This window comes from Endozoicomonas gorgoniicola (assembly GCF_025562715.2).
Taxonomy (GTDB): Bacteria; Pseudomonadota; Gammaproteobacteria; order Pseudomonadales; family Endozoicomonadaceae; genus Endozoicomonas_A; species Endozoicomonas_A gorgoniicola.
Window position 1 is genome coordinate 3,915,084 of the sequence record NZ_JAPFCC010000001.1, and the last position, 16,435, is coordinate 3,931,518.

Annotated in this window: 19 protein-coding genes; 15 read left to right on the plus strand and 4 right to left on the minus strand. The window is 49.0% G+C overall.

The genetic code is table 11. The annotated features are described in order from the left end of the window. The first annotated feature begins 3 nt into the window (after positions 1-3). The 5 genes from NX722_RS17800 (at position 4) to NX722_RS17815 (ending at position 2,736) form a co-directional block, all read left to right on the plus strand. Positions 4-453: a phage virion morphogenesis protein gene (locus NX722_RS17800; protein ID WP_262564197.1), complete on the plus strand. Its 450-nt coding sequence runs from the start codon at positions 4-6 to the stop codon at positions 451-453. Then, positions 432-908: a hypothetical protein gene (locus NX722_RS17805; protein ID WP_262564198.1), complete on the plus strand. Its 477-nt coding sequence runs from the start codon at positions 432-434 to the stop codon at positions 906-908. Before NX722_RS17800 ends, NX722_RS17805 begins: the two co-directional genes overlap by 22 nt. Continuing rightward, a complete protein-coding gene (locus NX722_RS17810; RefSeq protein ID WP_262564199.1) occupies positions 886-1,164 on the plus strand; it encodes a phage baseplate assembly protein V in 279 nt (92 codons plus the stop codon). The genes NX722_RS17805 and NX722_RS17810 overlap by 23 nt, the downstream gene beginning before the upstream one ends. Then, positions 1,134-1,325: an ISAzo13-like element transposase-related protein gene (locus NX722_RS28930; RefSeq protein ID WP_407648008.1), complete on the plus strand. Its 192-nt coding sequence runs from the start codon at positions 1,134-1,136 to the stop codon at positions 1,323-1,325. Before NX722_RS17810 ends, NX722_RS28930 begins: the two co-directional genes overlap by 31 nt. A 787-nt stretch (positions 1,326-2,112) precedes the next feature. After that, entirely contained in the window at positions 2,113-2,736 is a 624-nt protein-coding gene (locus NX722_RS17815) for an HNH endonuclease (protein WP_262564200.1), read from the plus strand. Here the strand turns inward: NX722_RS17815 and NX722_RS17820 are convergent. After that, positions 2,726-3,961 carry a PcfJ domain-containing protein gene (locus NX722_RS17820; protein ID WP_262564201.1) on the minus strand — a complete coding sequence of 412 codons (1,236 nt, stop codon included), beginning with the start codon at positions 3,959-3,961 and terminating at the stop codon, positions 2,726-2,728. The genes NX722_RS17815 and NX722_RS17820 overlap by 11 nt on opposite strands. A gap of 213 nt (positions 3,962-4,174) precedes the next feature. Between NX722_RS17820 and NX722_RS17825 the strand changes: the two genes are divergently transcribed. Both NX722_RS17825 and NX722_RS17830 read left to right on the plus strand, forming a co-directional pair. Further along, entirely contained in the window at positions 4,175-5,587 is a 1,413-nt protein-coding gene (locus NX722_RS17825; RefSeq protein WP_262564202.1) for a WD40 repeat domain-containing protein, read from the plus strand. A gap of 345 nt (positions 5,588-5,932) precedes the next feature. Beyond that, complete coding sequence (locus NX722_RS17830) at positions 5,933-6,670, plus strand: ferredoxin--NADP reductase (protein ID WP_262564203.1); 738 nt, start codon at positions 5,933-5,935, stop codon at positions 6,668-6,670. Position 6,671: 1 nt separating this feature from the next. Here NX722_RS17830 and NX722_RS17835 read toward each other — a convergent pair whose 3' ends face one another. Next, positions 6,672-7,331 (minus strand): DedA family protein, encoded by a 660-nt coding sequence (locus NX722_RS17835; protein WP_262564204.1) that lies wholly within the window; start codon positions 7,329-7,331, stop codon positions 6,672-6,674. Positions 7,332-7,385: 54 nt separating this feature from the next. Here NX722_RS17835 and trmH point away from each other — a divergent pair, with 54 nt between their 5' ends. From trmH to NX722_RS17870, 7 genes are all read left to right on the plus strand, one after another. Next, positions 7,386-8,108, plus strand: a complete 723-nt coding sequence (gene trmH, locus NX722_RS17840; RefSeq protein WP_262564205.1) for a tRNA (guanosine(18)-2'-O)-methyltransferase TrmH — start codon at positions 7,386-7,388, stop codon at positions 8,106-8,108. Between the two features lie 2 nt (positions 8,109-8,110). Continuing rightward, entirely contained in the window at positions 8,111-8,968 is an 858-nt protein-coding gene (gene tesB / locus NX722_RS17845; protein WP_262564206.1) for an acyl-CoA thioesterase II, read from the plus strand. Positions 8,969-9,125: 157 nt separating this feature from the next. Next, positions 9,126-10,244 carry a polysaccharide deacetylase family protein gene (locus NX722_RS17850; RefSeq protein ID WP_262564207.1) on the plus strand — a complete coding sequence of 373 codons (1,119 nt, stop codon included), beginning with the start codon at positions 9,126-9,128 and terminating at the stop codon, positions 10,242-10,244. A 126-nt stretch (positions 10,245-10,370) separates the two neighbouring features. Then, complete coding sequence (locus NX722_RS17855) at positions 10,371-10,715, plus strand: c-type cytochrome (protein WP_262564208.1); 345 nt, start codon at positions 10,371-10,373, stop codon at positions 10,713-10,715. 150 nt (positions 10,716-10,865) lie between these two features. Then, complete coding sequence (locus NX722_RS17860) at positions 10,866-11,255, plus strand: hypothetical protein (protein WP_262564209.1); 390 nt, start codon at positions 10,866-10,868, stop codon at positions 11,253-11,255. Positions 11,256-11,423: 168 nt separating this feature from the next. Continuing rightward, positions 11,424-11,735 carry a hypothetical protein gene (locus tag NX722_RS17865; RefSeq protein ID WP_262564210.1) on the plus strand — a complete coding sequence of 104 codons (312 nt, stop codon included), beginning with the start codon at positions 11,424-11,426 and terminating at the stop codon, positions 11,733-11,735. Between the two features lie 78 nt (positions 11,736-11,813). After that, positions 11,814-12,788 carry a hypothetical protein gene (locus tag NX722_RS17870; RefSeq protein WP_265442367.1) on the plus strand — a complete coding sequence of 325 codons (975 nt, stop codon included), beginning with the start codon at positions 11,814-11,816 and terminating at the stop codon, positions 12,786-12,788. Between the two features lie 58 nt (positions 12,789-12,846). On the opposite strand, the gene NX722_RS17875 is transcribed toward NX722_RS17870, so the two are convergent. Both NX722_RS17875 and mpl read right to left on the minus strand, forming a co-directional pair. Beyond that, positions 12,847-13,488, minus strand: coding sequence for a flavin prenyltransferase UbiX (locus NX722_RS17875; RefSeq protein WP_262564212.1), 642 nt, complete (start codon positions 13,486-13,488; stop codon positions 12,847-12,849). A gap of 24 nt (positions 13,489-13,512) precedes the next feature. After that, positions 13,513-14,883: a UDP-N-acetylmuramate:L-alanyl-gamma-D-glutamyl-meso-diaminopimelate ligase gene (gene mpl / locus NX722_RS17880; RefSeq protein ID WP_262564213.1), complete on the minus strand. Its 1,371-nt coding sequence runs from the start codon at positions 14,881-14,883 to the stop codon at positions 13,513-13,515. Positions 14,884-15,106: 223 nt separating this feature from the next. Here mpl and NX722_RS17885 point away from each other — a divergent pair, with 223 nt between their 5' ends. Next, positions 15,107-16,372, plus strand: a complete 1,266-nt coding sequence (locus NX722_RS17885) for a 6-phosphofructokinase (RefSeq protein ID WP_262564214.1) — start codon at positions 15,107-15,109, stop codon at positions 16,370-16,372. Positions 16,373-16,435: the final 63 nt, after the last annotated feature.

A 16,435-nucleotide genomic window follows, 5' to 3' on the forward strand; every position in this document is an offset into this window, starting at 1 on the left:
GTAATGGCGGGCGTTACTCTTACCCAGAACATCAAAGGGTTGGAGGCGCTGGCCGAACGCCTGAACCAGCTGGCCTCAGCCGATTATAACGACCTGCTGGAGCAGATCGGCGGCATGGTGGAAAGCCAGACCCAGCGGCGTCTGTCCGAAGAGAAGGAAGCGCCGGAGGGTTCTCCCTGGGAGCCTTTGAGCGATGACAGGGCCACCCGCAAGTCAGAATGGTCGTCTGGCGGAATGCTGGAGTATCAGGGGCATCTGCTGGACTCCATCGCTTACCAGGTTAGTGGCGATGAGGTAAAGATTGGCACCGGGCTGATTTATGGCGCAATCCACCAGTTAGGCGGGGAGCCTGTCGGCAAACCGATCCCTGCACGGCCTTATCTGGGTCTGTCGTCTGATAATGAAAACGAACTGAACGAGGTCATCGAAGCATGGCTGAGCCAGCTCCTGTAACCCTGCTGAGCTTTTTAGAGGCGGTTATTGCAGGTGTTAAAAAGCGTTTACCCACCCTTAAAGCCTGCGACCTGCACTGTGGCCGCTTTGACGCTTCGGAGCTGAAGCAGCTGGGCAAAAAAGCACCTGCTATCTACCTGGCGGCACTGGCTGTACCGGGTAATATGGCACTGGGCGACGGTCGGCATCATGTGGAACTGCAACTGACGGCGTTTGTGGTGGCGAAGGATCTACCCGGATTACCCAGAGACCGGGCAGTGTTGAACCTGGTGGAAAGCCTGATGCTGCTGATTCCTGACAGCCTGTGGGGCCTGCAGGGGCAGTGCAGCACTCCCCAACGGCTCGATGCCCACAACATCTGGAATGAATCCGGGGTATTGCCCAAAGAGGTTTATGTGGGCATTGAGCCTGACACCGGAACCGGTAACGAGCATGAATATGAACGGATCGTTTGAGTTGGTGGAGCTGGCCCGCAAGCTGGCTAACCTGGCTCGCCCTGGCCGGGTACAGGCGGTGCGTTACGATCCGCCAGCGGTACGGGTGGAAATTGGCGATCTGGTTACGGCCTGGCTACCGCCACTGGTGGCCAGAGCAGGCAATAACCGCAGCTGGGATATGCCGGAAGTGAGCGAGCCAGCGGACCTGAAAGTAACAGCCACCGAACCTAGTTTCTTTTCAGAATGGTTGAGTTTGCCAAAAAAGTGGGGCTGAAAGTACGTCTGGTTTACTACCCCCCCTACCACAGCAAGTACAATCCGATTGAACGAGGCTGGTCTTATCTTGAGAACCATTGGAATGGCAGCCTTCTAAACACAGTAACGTCTGTTTTAGAGTGGACAAAGGCAATGGTATGGAAATGCATAACCCGATAGTGAAGCTACTTGATCAACCGTATCAAAAAGGGGTGAGACTGAGTAAACAGGAATTAGCTGAAATACAGCCTCACATCATTCTCCACCCTGAGTTAAAGAAATGGGATGTGACAATTGTTCCGAAACCGGTAAATTATTGATTGCCGCTCCCCTTAACTGAAAGAAGGCATCAACCAATATTCCAATTCTGGTTCTGAATCCCAAAAAAGATAAAATAGTGGATTGGACTACTGCTCTGCTAAAATGCGCTGCATGTGATCAACAAAGAGTCTACGTACTGGCTGTGGATAAGGTTCATTTGCGTTTGGGAAGAGTTTGTGACATTCGAGCTTACGAGGTATCTGTCGTGTCAATCTCGACCAATGAGAGTCCAAAAAGTGTCAATCTTATTGGCAATATTGGTGCGTCAATCACCCTTTCAACAAAAGCAGCTACATGCCTTACCATCATTGACTTCTCGTGAGTGTCAATCTATTTCTCGTAATATGATACGAAGCACTGGTGGCCTGATAACCCTTGGGATGCCGTGCCAACCTCCAAGTGTAAGCCTAAGAAATAGTACTCAATCAGAGTACTTCTTTTTGTTATCCAATAACTACAGCATGAGTAAGAGAAGCCTACGATTCACTAGTACAGCCTGCAGAGAAGGCTATACAAGCTTTAATGCCGTCCCTATTAGAATATTTTGGTCGTATAAATAGAAACCTGCACAAAATCATGAGAAAGTGACGCCCTGTAAAGAAATCCCACAGGACTTGCAGAAGAGGATTTCAGGGGGGGTTAAGTAATGAGAGATCAAGAGTTTGTATCAGTTTTAAACTCATTTGGCGGGAGTTCATTTTCAACTTTCGAGTTTGCAAAAGAATACAGCTCCCAATATCCAGATAGCTGGGGTGAAATCATTGAGAAATATAATGAAGGTGGTAAGGGATCAGGAACCCATTTCAGTGCGTACAGTCGTATTGCCCACTTCCTGAACAAACGATTCCATAATGAAGAGCTCGAGAAGCTTGACTACCGTAAAGCACCAGAAGGCTGGGGAAGTCCGGTTATTCGATACTGGAGTGAAAGCAAGCAAGAAGGAGTAGTTGACGCTGAGATAGTTACTGAAGGTGCAAAAATGCAAGTTACAGTCAATATCTACGAAAGAAGTCGCGCGGCAAGAACAAGATGCATTGAGAAATGGGGGATAAAGTGCTGCGTGTGCGAATTTGACTTTGAAGCTGTTTACGGAAGTGCTGGTGCAGGCTTCATTCATGTTCATCACATTACACCTATCTCAGAGATCGGGGAAGAGTATGTGCTTGATCCAGCCAAAGACCTGAGACCAGTCTGCCCAAACTGCCACGCAATGATTCATAGAGAAAAGCCTGCTCTGACACTAAAAGACCTTAAAGCCCTTATGCAATAAGAGAAGTTCTTTTAGATACAGCCGCAGTTATCCAGGCCAACATCTTGTTTTTTGCCTCTTCCGTTGGCCTGCAATTTTGAACCCCTTCAATCTGGTCATAGTTTGTAATGCGCCCCTGCCTCACCCGAACACCAATAGTGAGAGGCTCTGGTGACTTCATATGATAAACGAAATAATTGCCATCCTGGACGGTTCGAATATAGCTTCCGACACAATGCTCCATCCTCCTGCCTTCATCGAGCAGAGCCTGAGGAGTGAGTATTGGCTGGATATCCGCTGTGCCGGGATCTGGTGGATCAGGAAAGGGCAAGAAATCGCCGTCATCATCAGCGAGAGCCGTGACTCTGGCTAATCGTCCCTGATTGCGAACATTAAACGTCTCTATGGCACGTCTGTGGAGATTCTCAACGGCAGCAAAGCTCCGGGCACAGGCTAGTCTTTCCTCCACTTCCGGATCGTTCTGGGACATAGAACGGGTATCAATAACCCGTTGAATCAGCTCTTCGTACCGCCAATGGCATTCAATAGTATCAAGGGTTTTAGCAAGCGGCCTTCCGGCAATCCAGGGCAACCTTTGAATAAGGCGCATAAATGGCCGATCAATTTTCTGCTGGTGTTTAAATTGCTCAACAATCTCAGGCTGACGCCATAACTGTCTCACCAGCTCCGCCATTGAAGGGTTGTAGCTTTCAACCTGAATACGCCGAAGTGAACGCACCGACGATTTTGTCCCGGTTAGCCCGATGTTTTTTAAGATCTGGTGCTGTTTGAGGTTCAGTAACCGCCGGAGCCTGCTATGGGATAAATTATGAGTATCTGCATATTCTCTTACCAACCATACCAGTGCAGGATTAGAATCAATCAGGTCTCTCATTTCCCGCCACTGAAAGGCCATTTGTAACAGTGAAAAATTCCATAGACGAAAGGGTTGCAGGGCAAGAAGTAAATTTTCCGGAATAGTGGATTGCCAATGGGTTATGGCCAGGCTGTCTGTCTTCGCCAGCAGATTCAGGCCAGGCTCAGAAAATACCTCCGGGCGGTGAACTTCATCGGCCAGCTGAGACCACCACTCAGAACCATTTTTCCAACTATTTACATACAACTTGCAGGGATAGCCAAGAGTGTCAGACCAGTCAATTTCCAGTCTTTGCCGCTGTTCACACCAGTGAATTTTTTGAGAAGGGTGATCTGCACTTACCTTTTGAAAGGTACTTGTTACTTCCATTCAAGAGGATCTCCATATATGCCTTCAGGATCAGTCAATATATCAAAGAGATGAACTTCAGAGATAGCTTCAGATCAAAGACCAGACCCGTCTCAAAATAAGAGCAAGCCCAGCGAAGCCCGACAGTACGCGAGAAAAATGGCTATTAATAAAGCAAAACTGCAATCTTTAATCTTTAATGGGTGAGCAAATCAGTCATGTGAGAAGCTTTTTATGAAATTGTTACTTACTGTGAGTGCTGCTTTTTTGTGTTGTAGTTTCGTCACAAAAAATGCCCGGGCAGAAGCCCCTGCAAGCAGCAATGGTCTGGCTCTGCCGACGGACACACCGACACAGGTGCAGACACAGGCACCGACCAGGGGAGCAGACTCTCAGACTTATTTTTACGCTCCGTTTCACCGTACAAAAAAAAGTAGCATTTCCTACCCCTATAAAAACTACCCTGAGTATTTACCTCATAGGCACGTTAAAGGCATGGCGTTTACCAAAGACGGGAAATACCTCAATACGGGGGTTCGCGCTTATGTAGATAAAGACAACAAGTTTAAATACGGAGGTCAGTACGACACTTTTGATATCAGCCGGTTCAGTGAACCTGTTGAAGTCAATGAAACCAAGTTTAGTCATGGTTTTAATTATGACAATCAGTTCAGCCCGGACGGAAGATTTCTGTTTTCTATTAACCAGGACGGGCAGGTTCGTATTGACAATGTAGAAGATATGAAAAAGCCGCAACACGTCAGTACGCTTGCGTGGCCCGATGGACAAGCCAGTTGCCTTACCATCAGCCAGGATGGGAAATTTATGGTGGTAGGGGGAAGGAACAAAATATTCCGGGTCTATGATATTTCCAACCCTTTAAAGCCGCTGGAACAATCAAAAACCGAGGTGGGCAGCGTACTGTTTAATGTTGCCCTCAGCCCGGACCAAAAATGGGTGGCCTTCGTTGGCAATGGTTTCAGACTTAAAGTTTATGATTTAAGCGATCTTACCGCCCCCAAACTGATGATTACTGATAAATATCCCGAGGATGACAACGGAACCTGGACGGTCGATCTGACAATAAGCCCGGATTCCAGGTGGCTGGCGGTGGCTGGTTACACATTTCAACACTCCATTCTTTTTTATAACATGGAGTCTCCCGAAAATCCGACGTTATTGTCAGGCGTTAAAGAAATAAAGAGGCCAGTATCCTTTGTTGATATCAGTCGTGATGGAAAGCTGATGGCGATGGGAACCCTTGGCGAGGGCTCGGGAGTAACCATTTTTGATGTGGTAAACCCGGATCAGCCTCTGCAGGTTGATTTTGTAAAGGCCTATGAAAGTGTCTATGGTGGCGCATTTAGCCCGGTGAAAGATGAGCTGATTGTTGATCTGGGGCGTGAGGAACTGGAATTGTATGAATACCGGCATCATCCAGATCGCCTCATAAGACCTGATTTTACGAGCTTCAATTGTACGAGTTTTGGGGACGAAATGGGAGATTCTCAAAATTCTTTTCCTGCCTACGTAGTCAAGAGTCTTCCCATTGCGGTTGCCATAGGGAGTTGGACTTTTGCTGCGGGTGCAATACTGGGCTATGCGGCTCGTAAATGTTCGGAAGGTAGCGGATCAGTGAAGTTTTAAAACACCGGTTTTATCGGTATTGGCTCAGTTAAAAAGGCTGACATGGAGGTCACCTTTTTGGTGTTGCATTCATTTGGACGTCTATCAGAAAATACAATCCGCTTTGTCATTTTATCGGTATCAATGCCAGCGTCACGCTGAGTCTGACCACTGTGTCCATTTACAGCGACGGAACCAGAGAGACTATTCTTTCTTATCACCAACCGGCCAAAAGGCTAGCGCTTGATTGTCATTGAGTACTAAACTGGTTCTGTACGTTAAGTAGCCTTTAACGAATACAGCCTTGAGCGAATACAGCCTTGAGCTAATACAGCCTTGAGCGAATAAAAAAAAGGTACAGAACCTATGCCCCGTCCTCTCTACCCGGTGACCCTGATCAACCGCCATACCCTGAGCGACAACACCATTCAGCTGGATTTTCAGGTTGAAGGCGAGTTTGATTTTATCGCCGGACAGTTTGTGCAATTTATGATTGACCAGAATGGCTCGACACAAAAGCGCAGCTACAGCATTGCCAACTCACCGGACTCCTTTCGCAAAGAGGGACATCTTGAAATCGCTATCAGCCTTGTCGAGGGGGGAATGGCGTCAGAGTTGTTCAGTCAGACCGATTTGGGGTTACAACTGCAGGTGGCAGGTCCATTTGGCATTCTTACAGCCCCCGCTGAACATTCCGGACAAATCGTACTAACAGGCACAGGAACCGGGCTGACTCCATACCGGGCAATGCTGCCAACTCTGGCCTCAATGGCAGAGACTGGCATACCGGTCACGGTCATTATGGGAGTAAGGCACCGTACCGACCTGATCTATGAACAGGAGTTCAGGCAGGTTGCAGAGCAACACGCAAACTTCAGTTATCAGGTCTGTATGAGCCGCGAAACTGAGGTCGATAGTAGCATCAATGAGTTCAAAGGCTATGTTCAGCAGCGCTTTGAACACCTGAACCTCGACACAGACTCAGATCTTGTGTACCTGTGCGGTAACCCTAATATGATTAATGATGCCGCCAGAGTATTACTGGATATGGGGTTTGGTTCCAGACAGGTCAAACGGGAAAAATATGTTTATTCCGGTCACTGACTCAGCGTTTTTCCCGCAAGGTTTTTACTATCCAGATTATCATCACAATCAACAGACAGGCTGCGCCCATTAACCACCAGCCCCATTGCGGAATCTGTTTGATTTCATCCAGCTCTACGGCTGCTCCAGCCAGAAAGCCCGGCGTCATATACACCACTGCCCAGGGAACAGACGACATAAGATTAGCGATATAAAACTGCCGGGGCGGCATATTCAACATACCGGCAACGACCGGAACCACAGGGCGAACAGGGCCGACAAATCGCCCGAACGCAATACTCATTACGCCAAAACGGCGGATAAACCGCTCGCCCTTATCGAGCCAGTCGGTGTGTTTATAAAATGGCCACCAGCCTCGCACCCGGTTGTGGTAGTGATACCCAAGCTGGTAGCTGACCGCATCACCCAGGGCAGCCCCCAGAAAAGCCCACAGGTACACAGACACTATATCCAGCAACCCATTGCCTGCCAGAGCCCCCAGCGCAAAGAGAATAGCAACACCGGGCAATAGCAGCCCGACTGCGACCAGCGTTTCCAGAAAAGCCGCAACGCCAATCACCGGCCCCAGCCAGAGATGGTGTACCTCCAGCCAGGCATAAATGCTGTCAAAATAACTCAGCTCCATAGTAATCCGAATCTTATTCGTCGTGTCCAGCAGCATACCGTTTGCCGCCTGCTTTTGCCAAAGCTAAAATCGCTGAACTTTACACAGGCAATGATCAAACCCATGACACCGGAGCGTTACCACAAATTTCGTGCAGTACTGGATCGTCGTCAACCGGATTTAACGGTGATGACAGACCAGGTTCACAAGAACCACAATCTCTCTGCCATTATCAGAACCTGCGATGCGGTGGGTATAGCTGACCTGCATCTGACTCAGCCCAAAGAAGGTTACCGGGGCATTCGCCGACGTTCCATGGGCAGTCACAAATACGTCAACGTACACCACTATGACCGGGTTGAGGACACAGCGGCTCATCTGAAACAGCAGGGCTTCACTATTGTTGCTGCCCATTTTTCCGAACAGGCAATCCCTTATCACGAGATTGACTTCACCCAGCCCTGCGCCCTGATGCTGGGGGCAGAAAAACGTGGCATTTCCAGTGAGGCTGCCGCCCTGGCAGATCAGCATATTATTATCCCGATGCAGGGAATGGTCGCTTCCTATAATGTCTCGGTGGCAGCAGCGGTCATTCTGGTCGAGGCACAACGACAGCGACTGATTAAAGGCATGTACGACAACCCTAAACTGCCTGATGACATTTATCAGAGAACTCTGTTTCAATGGGGTTATCCTGAACTGGCAAGGTATTGCGACGAACGTCGTTTGTCTTATCCCGAACTTAACGACACCGGACAGTTGATTAACCCATCCCTCTGGTACGAAAAGGTTCGTGCCAGCCATGATTCACCAATTGATGAAGGAGGCCATTGAGCATGAGTAAAGTTCTGGACGAGCTGTTAGAGTTGCTCAAACTGGAAGCCATTGAAAAAAATATTTTCCGTGGGCAGAGCCAGGACTATGGTCTTGGCAGAGTGTATGGTGGTCAGGTTATCGGGCAGGCATTGTCGGCAGCCCGACAAACGGTTCCCAGGGAAAGGCATGTCCATTCCTTCCACAGCTACTTCCTGCGCGAAGGCGACGTGAATCTTCCCATTGTTTACAACGTTGACTGTATACGCGACGGCAAGAGCTTTACCACCCGCCGTGTTGTTGCTATTCAGAAAGGCAGGCCTATTTTCAACCTTTCCGCTTCTTTCCACATACAGGAAGAGGGATTTGAACATCAGGATGATATGCCACCCTGTCAGGATCCTGAAGGCCTGATTTCTGACCAGGCCCTGAAAAACAAGATGAAGGATTTCCTGCCGCCGTCAGTACAGGAGGTGTTTCAGGCAGAATCCCCCATAGATATTCGTCACGAAGAACCCTCCAACCCTTATGTTCCGGAAAAATGCCCGCCACTGACAAAAGTCTGGTTTAAAGCCGCTGGGAAACTTCCTGATGTTTCGGGGGTTCATAAATACCTGCTGGCCTTTGCCTCGGACATGCAATTTCTGCCTACTGCACTATTCCCCCATGGAGTACGCTTCCTGCAACCCAATCTGCAGGTGGCCAGCCTTGACCACGCCATGTGGTTCCACCGGCCATTCCGTATGGATGAATGGCTGCTCTACTCCATCGACAGTCCCACAGCCAGCGGTGCCAGAGGACTGGTGAGGGGGCAGATATTCGATCAACAGGGACGACTGGTGGCTTCGACCATGCAGGAAGGGCTTATTCGCCAAAGATAAAACGACACAGACCAGCTCTAAAGACAGGCACTCATCCGGAGTGCCTTTTTTACTGATACCTTGCTGGCTTTTCTGTTCTACTTTCCTATTGTGGGTTATTAAAAACCTATGTACTGTCGTTTGACCAACAAGATAACTCACCAATAAAGGACGTTCGATGAAACAGCTACTTTCCTGTTTCCTGTCGTTTAAAACCGCATTGTGTTCTCTGTTACTGCTTTCCGCTATGGTCAGTAATGCAGATGTGGTCAGTAATGCAGATATGGTTGATAGTGCTGACAGTGCCGTTTTTTTACAGTACCACCACGTCAGTGAAAATACCCCAAGATCCACCAGCGTGACACCAGACCGCCTGAAGCAACATCTGGATTATCTTGACGACAATGGCTTTACAGTAAAAAGCATTGTTGACGCTGTTGACTCTATTCGTGACGGAAGGCCATTGCCGGATAAAACGGTTGTCATTACTTTTGACGATGCCTATGTGAGTATCTATGAAAACGCTTTTCCACTGCTTAAAGAAAAAGGCTATCCATTCACGGTTTTTGTAGCGATTGAGCCTGTCGACAAGGGCTACCATCAATTTCTGAGCTGGGATCAACTCCGGGAAATGGGAAAGCATGGTGCCACTATCGCCAACCACTCCGTCACCCACTCTCACATGGTCGTTAAGCACCCCGATGAAACCCGTCAGCAGTGGGTAAACCGTAACCGTGACGAAATACTGAAAACCGAAGCCCGTATCAAAGAAAAAACAGGACAAAGCGTCAAACTATTTGCCTGGCCTTTTGGTGAAGCCAATCCTGAACTGAGGCAGCTGCTTGCCAGTATGGGCTATGTTGGTTTCGGTCAGCAGTCTGGTGTTGTTGAGCCGCTTTCCGACTTTACTCTGCTGCCCCGTTACCCAATGGCAGCGGACTATGCAGAAATGCGGGGGTTCAGAACCAAGGTCAACAGCCTGCCACTGCCTGTAAAAAGACAGCTGCCTGATTCAGCCATGGTTAAAGACGACAACCTGAAGCCATCGCTGACCCTGGAGCTGGCAGCCGGTGATTTTCAGAAAAATCAGCTGAAGTGTTACGCCTCCAACGCCGGGGAAATTCCCATAACATGGCTGGATGATGAGAAAACCCGCTTCACAACTGTTACACCCAACAGCCTGTCGGTTGGCAGAAGCCGTTATAATTGCACCGCGCCCTCTATGGATGGCAGACGTTACTACTGGTACTCACATCAGTGGTTGCGCCTGAACAGCGATGGCACTGCAATCGACTAAGGGGGGTCAGCAATAAAAAACTTACCTGCATCCCGTCATTCCCGCGAAGGCGGGAATCTATCACGAACAGTGGATCCCCGCCTTCGCGGGGATGGCGAGGGGAAGCCCACTCTTATCCGGTTGCCAATGACTGTTCTGCTCTTTTGTTCGATTTTACTGCTCTCCGGCTGCTCAGAGCCTGTCTCTGAATCACCAGAAATAAGCCTGTCTCCACAAATGCAGGCAGCCCGAAACAAAGCCCTGGTACTCTGTGCAGGCTGCCATGGCCCGGAAGGCATAGGAACTGCCGACTTTAATCCAAATCTTGCCTGCCAGAAGCAGGTTTACCTTGCCAAACAGCTGCGGGACTATCGGGAAGGTCGTCGAAGTAACCATATTCCCATGGTCAACATTGCCAAAATGCTAACGGAAGAAGAAGTCGACAGTATCAGCCTGTGGTATTCGCAATTAAATTGCCAAAAAAATCAATAAGTTAAATAAGCCTGCCTATAAATTTACTGTTTTGTCAGTCATTCTGACATTCCTGTCAGTGATCACTTGTCTCCTGCCATGCATTATCTTGACTCGAAGGGCTTCCACATCAATGGAACGCCAGGGATAAGGCAGCAAGGAGATAAAGCTATGAATCCAATTAAGCCAGACGATGGAATATATAACCCATTTGCAGACCCTTACGAACTGGAACGTAAACGTAATGGCGCAGACAGTGAGAGCGCTAAACCGTCAACGTCTTGGTGGCAGTCTTTTTCGCGATCGGTAAAGTCGATAAAAATGCCAGAATTGCATTTAAAGCGTTCTGCCAGAAATGCATGGAAAAACCTTGGATCGAAAACAAAATCATTGAAGGACTTTCTGATCAAACCGTTTAAAAACCTGAATTTACTCCGCACCACCAAAGGAACAAAGATCAAAGTGGCAGCGATTGCCGGCATGATTATCGGTGCGCCTCTTGGGCCTCTGGGGATGGCGTTGGGAGCTGGCGTTATGGTCGGTTATGCCGCGCATATGTGAAAACTACCCTGACAAGATAAGACAAAAGAGGCTGGCAAGCCTCTTTTGAATGCCTTTCAGCCACCACTACAGGGCAACTGTCAGCCTGACCAAGAAAAGGGTGCCACCAACTGCTAATTTTAAAGATATAAATCCAACACATTTCCTTCGGGAGGCTAAGGAACTGCCATGAATGACCAGACCGTCAAAAAACTCGCCCTTATTATTGCCGCCAACTGCACCCGGGAGTCTGAACTTGATGAAAGCCTGAAACAGGGAAAACTTTCACAGGAACAGCTCAACAGCTTTAACCAGCAGATGTCTAACAAGCTCTATACTTTCCTGACCTACCTGCTGAACAAGCCCGCTGATGAGTATTCCGTCATGATGGAAGCGCTTGCCAAGCATTTTCCGGAAAACTGGGAAACACCTGAGCTTGACCAGAGTTTTATGAAGTACTCCAGCCAGAATCAGCAGTCCAGTCCTTTCCAGCCTCACTGAACAACCGGTTTAGACCTGCCGGCAGCACTAAACCGGTCTATGCTGTTGCCGAAATAAAGACATCATAAGGCAGCTACTATGACCTTGTCTTATCTCCCTGGATACCGCCTGCGACTCATTCGCTTATGGTTTTTTGTTCTGTTATGGATGACGGTAATGAATTCAGAAATGACCAATGCAGCCCCTCTCCAGCCTATCTCGCCGATACACAGTGATGAACTGATCAACTCATTGTCTTCACTGCTGGACGAACTGGATGTACCACACTCTATGGATCTGGACTCAATCATAAATGCTTCCCAACGCTGGCGAAGAAAGCCGGATCAGGAACGCTGGGAAATGCCGGATATAGAACTGGATTTTCAGAAACAGCAAACAGTGATGGCGCATTTGACAAAAATCGGGCTGGTTGATGAATTAAAACCTTCCAGCCAGCATTTCGAATATGCTCTGGTGCTGGGCGCAACGGTACCAGGAATGGAGATTCGCCTGAATCAGCTGGTCAAGCTATGGCGTGAAGGCGTTCGCTTCAACCAGATCGTATTTCTGGTCGCACAGCGCCCGTTAACCGCCGGGATTGACCAGGTCGATACACTGATAGACAGGATGGTTGGCAAAAATGCATCTGAGAAAGCGCACAAAAACGTTCGCCCACTAACGGAAACGGAAGGCGCCCGGCTGGTTTTTGAAGTAACCGAAATGCCAGACGACATGCGCAGGCTACCGGTTATCTATATAGATACACCAAGGTATTGGCAGGACACCTACTGGCAACGAGCCAATACCCGCGACACCCTGAAAAGGTGGCTTCTGGAATACAAAGCGCCCAATGGCAAACCGGCTGGCGGCAAAACCCTGGTGGTTTCTGACCAGCCACATGCCCTTTATCAGCACGAAGTGGTAAGACAGGAGCTGCCTGAGACCTTTATCACTGAAGTCACCGGAGGAGCTGCGGGAGACGAAACCCGAACAGCAATATTTCTTGATGCCCTGGCACTTTGGTTACACAACCTGCAAAAGCGGGTATCTGCTCACCCACAGCATGAACCCTGATGAGCCATCCTTCGTGAAAAGCGAACGGATCAGGTTATTGCTCATGTTATAGCCAGGGCTATAAATAGTGATCCCCCCAGCTGGGCATCAACTCCTGCTCGCAGCCCAGCTGGTTCAAAATTCTTGCAACAACAAAATCCACCATGTCCTCAACCGATTCAGGTTTATTGTAAAAACCGGGAGAAGCCGGAATCACAACCGCTCCCATTCGGGTCAGCTTTAACATATGTTCCAGGTGAATTTCAGAGTAGGGGGCTTCCCGGGGCACCAGAATAAGCTTCCGGCGTTCTTTCAATACCACATCTGCGGCACGTTCAATCAGATTATTACTGGCTCCCGTGGCAATGGCCGATAAAGACCCGGCACTGCAGGGACACACGACCATTTGACTGGGTGCGCCACTGCCTGAGGCCACCGGAGACATCCACTGCTTATCGCCAAATACTTTAACCTGACCAGGTTCAGCCCGGGCATAATCGGTTAGAAACGCTTCCAGCCCGGAGTCTTCTTCTGGCAATATCAGGTCAGCCTCAACCACTGACACAACCCTCGCCGCCCTGGAAACCAGGCAAAACACCTGCACTCCTGAGGCGACAAGGCACTGCAGCAATCGAAAACCATACTGGACACCGGACGCTCCGGTAATCGCCAGCGTTACCCGTTGTGTACTATTTTGCTTGTCAGCCTTCCATTCAGACACATTGGCATCCTGATAGTTAGTTTTTTATCTACGGCTTTTCAGCGCTTCAAGCAGGCGGGTGTGTATTTTCTCAAAACCACCATTACTCATAATGACCCAGTGTTCATCGGGCTGTGCCGATGCCAGCAGATAATCAATGATTTCAGTGGTTGAATTCATCACCCTTGCGTTTACCGGGCTGCTCCTGGCAATCGAATCCTCCAGCCAGTCAATCCCTTCAGGCGCAAACCACAGCACTTCCGAAGCTGCGGCGGTTGACTGAGCCAGCACTTCTTTGTGATGTCCCATTTTCATGGTATTGGAGCGAGGCTCAATAATCGCCTTGATGGTTTGCGACCCAACCTTTGCCCGCAGGCCTTCAAGGGTGCTGGCTATGGCGGTTGGGTGATGAGCGAAATCGTCGTAGATGCGCACACCATTCACTTCTCCCACCAGTTCCATACGACGTTTAACGCCACAAAAAAGCGACAACGCCTCACAACACAGGGCAGGTAAAACGCCAACATGCCGGGCAGCGGCAATGGTAACCAGGGCATTGCTGACATTATGTCGCCCCTGATGTTCCCAGCGAACCTGACCAACAATCAGTCCATTCCTGAGGACTTCAAAATGACTGCCATCATCTTCGAGAATATTGGCTGACCACTCACAACTGTTGTCGCTTAAACTGACTTTCTCCATTTCCGACCAACAGCCCATGCCAATGACGTCTTCCAGCGCAGCGTCTCCACCCGGCATTATTATCCGGCCAGATGCAGGAATCGTGCGAACCAGGTGATGAAACTGTTTCTGAATAGACGACAAATCTGGAAAGATATCAGCATGGTCGTATTCAAGGTTATTCATTATCAAAGTTCGGGGATGATAGTGAACAAACTTAGAGCGCTTATCAAAAAACGCCGTGTCGTATTCATCAGCCTCAACCACAAAAAATGGTGTGTCACCTGACCGGGCAGAAATACCAAAATTTTCCGGAACACCGCCTATCAGAAACCCCGGAGACATTCCTGCATATTCAAGCACCCAGGCCAGCATGCTGCTGGTTGTCGTTTTTCCATGAGTACCGGCCACCGCCATGACCCATTTATCACGCAATACCTGTTCAGCAAAAAACTGAGGGCCGGAAGTATAGGGAATGCCTTTGTCGAGAACATATTCAACAACAGGATTCCCCCTGGTCATGGCATTACCAATCACGACCAGATCGGGGCAGAGCTGGTCCAGAACCTCCGGGTCATACCCTTGAATAAGATCAATACCCTGGGCTTCCAGCTGTGTACTCATGGGAGGATAGACATTCTGGTCTGCACCACTGACGGTTAATCCCATCTCTTTTGCCAGCAGAGCCAGACTGCCCATAAAAGTGCCACAGATTCCAAGAATATGTATGTGCATCCAGCGACTCCAGGCAATGATAAAAATAGAAAACCCGACTAGTTTACTATGAAAATACCGAAGTGTTCACAGTTCTCACAAGGGCAACGACAGCGGAAAGCGGACAGAAAATATTACTTGATCAGGGGGATACCGCATTGCCCTGACATTCAGTATGATTTTCACAGAACAAAAAGAAACATAACTCGTTAAGAAACATAACTCGTTAAGAGAGTCATTAAGGATGTCAGTCAAACACGCGTTCTATGCCCAGTCAGGTGGTGTGACCGCCGTTATTAATGCCAGCGCCTGCGCCGTTATCGAAACAGCTCGCCGCTATCAGGACAAAATCGGAAAAGTCTATGCCGGATATAACGGCATTCTAGGCGCGCTTCGGGAAGAGCTGATCGACACCAGCCTTGAGTCCGACGAAACCATTGGCGCGCTGCTGCGAACGCCGGGCGGGGCTTTTGGTTCCTGTCGCTACAAGCTGAAACCCATTGAAGAAAGTGAAGAAGAATATCGCCGTCTGATCGAAGTGTTCAGGGCGCATGATATCGGTTATTTCTTCTACAATGGCGGCAACGACTCCATGGATACCGCACTGAAGGTTTCCCGGCTGAGTGAAAAGATGGGTTATCCATTGACGTGTATTGGCGTCCCCAAAACCATCGACAACGACCTGACGGTAACAGACAACTGCCCTGGCTTTGGCTCTGCCGCAAAATACCTTGCTGTCTCCACCAAGGAGGCCAGCCATGATATTGCATCCATGTGTGATACATCCACCAAAGTATTTATCATGGAAGTCATGGGACGGCATGCGGGCTGGCTGGCAGCAGCAGCCGGACTGGCTGCCCGACAGGACAGTGACCCTCCACATATCATTGTCTTTCCGGAAATCCCTCTGAATAAAGAACGCTTTCTGCGTAAGGTGAAGGAGACCACCGAAAAAGAAGGCTATTGCGTTATTGTTGCTTCAGAAGGTGCCCGTTATGAAGATGGCAGCTTTGTGTCAGCATCAACCACCGTCGTTGATTCGTTTGGTCACCATCAGCTGGGCGGTGTGGCTCCTGCGCTATGTAACACCATCAAGCAGGAGCTGGGTTACAAATACCATTACGCCGTGGCTGATTACCTGCAACGCTCAGCCAGACATATTGCTTCCCGTGTCGATGTTGAACAGGCTTACGCCGTTGGTAAAGCCGCTGTTGAACTGGCGGTAACCGGAAGAAACGCCGTGATGTCTGCCATTATTCGAGAATCCAATGCCCCCTATCGCTGGTCAGTGGGAGAAGCCTCTCTCGAAAAAGTTGCAAACTTCGAACGTAAAATGCCCGCAGACTTCATCACTGAAGATGGCTTTGGAATAACCAGAAGCTGTCGTGAATATCTCGAACCCCTGATAGAGGGAGAAGAGTATCCGGCTTATCTTAATGGCCTTCCACGTTTTGCCAGACTGAAAAAAGTAATGGTCAGAAAAAAACTCAACACACCATTCAACATTTAGAAATTGGCTAACCTATCGCCCGGAATGAATATTGATTCAACTGGGCGAATACTGTTTTATTTT

Coding starts and splice junctions, on each gene's coding strand:
- NX722_RS17800 (WP_262564197.1), top strand. CDS start 4: ATGGCGGGCGTTACTCTTACCCAGAACATCAAAGGGTTGGAGGCGCTG.
- NX722_RS17805 (WP_262564198.1), top strand. CDS start 432: ATGGCTGAGCCAGCTCCTGTAACCCTGCTGAGCTTTTTAGAGGCGGTT.
- NX722_RS17810 (WP_262564199.1), top strand. CDS start 886: ATGAATATGAACGGATCGTTTGAGTTGGTGGAGCTGGCCCGCAAGCTG.
- NX722_RS28930 (WP_407648008.1), top strand. CDS start 1,134: ATGGTTGAGTTTGCCAAAAAAGTGGGGCTGAAAGTACGTCTGGTTTAC.
- NX722_RS17815 (WP_262564200.1), top strand. CDS start 2,113: ATGAGAGATCAAGAGTTTGTATCAGTTTTAAACTCATTTGGCGGGAGT.
- NX722_RS17820 (WP_262564201.1), bottom strand. CDS start 3,961: ATGGAAGTAACAAGTACCTTTCAAAAGGTAAGTGCAGATCACCCTTCT.
- NX722_RS17825 (WP_262564202.1), top strand. CDS start 4,175: ATGAAATTGTTACTTACTGTGAGTGCTGCTTTTTTGTGTTGTAGTTTC.
- NX722_RS17830 (WP_262564203.1), top strand. CDS start 5,933: ATGCCCCGTCCTCTCTACCCGGTGACCCTGATCAACCGCCATACCCTG.
- NX722_RS17835 (WP_262564204.1), bottom strand. CDS start 7,331: ATGCTGCTGGACACGACGAATAAGATTCGGATTACTATGGAGCTGAGT.
- trmH (WP_262564205.1), top strand. CDS start 7,386: ATGATCAAACCCATGACACCGGAGCGTTACCACAAATTTCGTGCAGTA.
- tesB (WP_262564206.1), top strand. CDS start 8,111: ATGAGTAAAGTTCTGGACGAGCTGTTAGAGTTGCTCAAACTGGAAGCC.
- NX722_RS17850 (WP_262564207.1), top strand. CDS start 9,126: ATGAAACAGCTACTTTCCTGTTTCCTGTCGTTTAAAACCGCATTGTGT.
- NX722_RS17855 (WP_262564208.1), top strand. CDS start 10,371: ATGACTGTTCTGCTCTTTTGTTCGATTTTACTGCTCTCCGGCTGCTCA.
- NX722_RS17860 (WP_262564209.1), top strand. CDS start 10,866: ATGAATCCAATTAAGCCAGACGATGGAATATATAACCCATTTGCAGAC.
- NX722_RS17865 (WP_262564210.1), top strand. CDS start 11,424: ATGAATGACCAGACCGTCAAAAAACTCGCCCTTATTATTGCCGCCAAC.
- NX722_RS17870 (WP_265442367.1), top strand. CDS start 11,814: ATGACCTTGTCTTATCTCCCTGGATACCGCCTGCGACTCATTCGCTTA.
- mpl (WP_262564213.1), bottom strand. CDS start 14,883: ATGCACATACATATTCTTGGAATCTGTGGCACTTTTATGGGCAGTCTG.
- NX722_RS17885 (WP_262564214.1), top strand. CDS start 15,107: ATGTCAGTCAAACACGCGTTCTATGCCCAGTCAGGTGGTGTGACCGCC.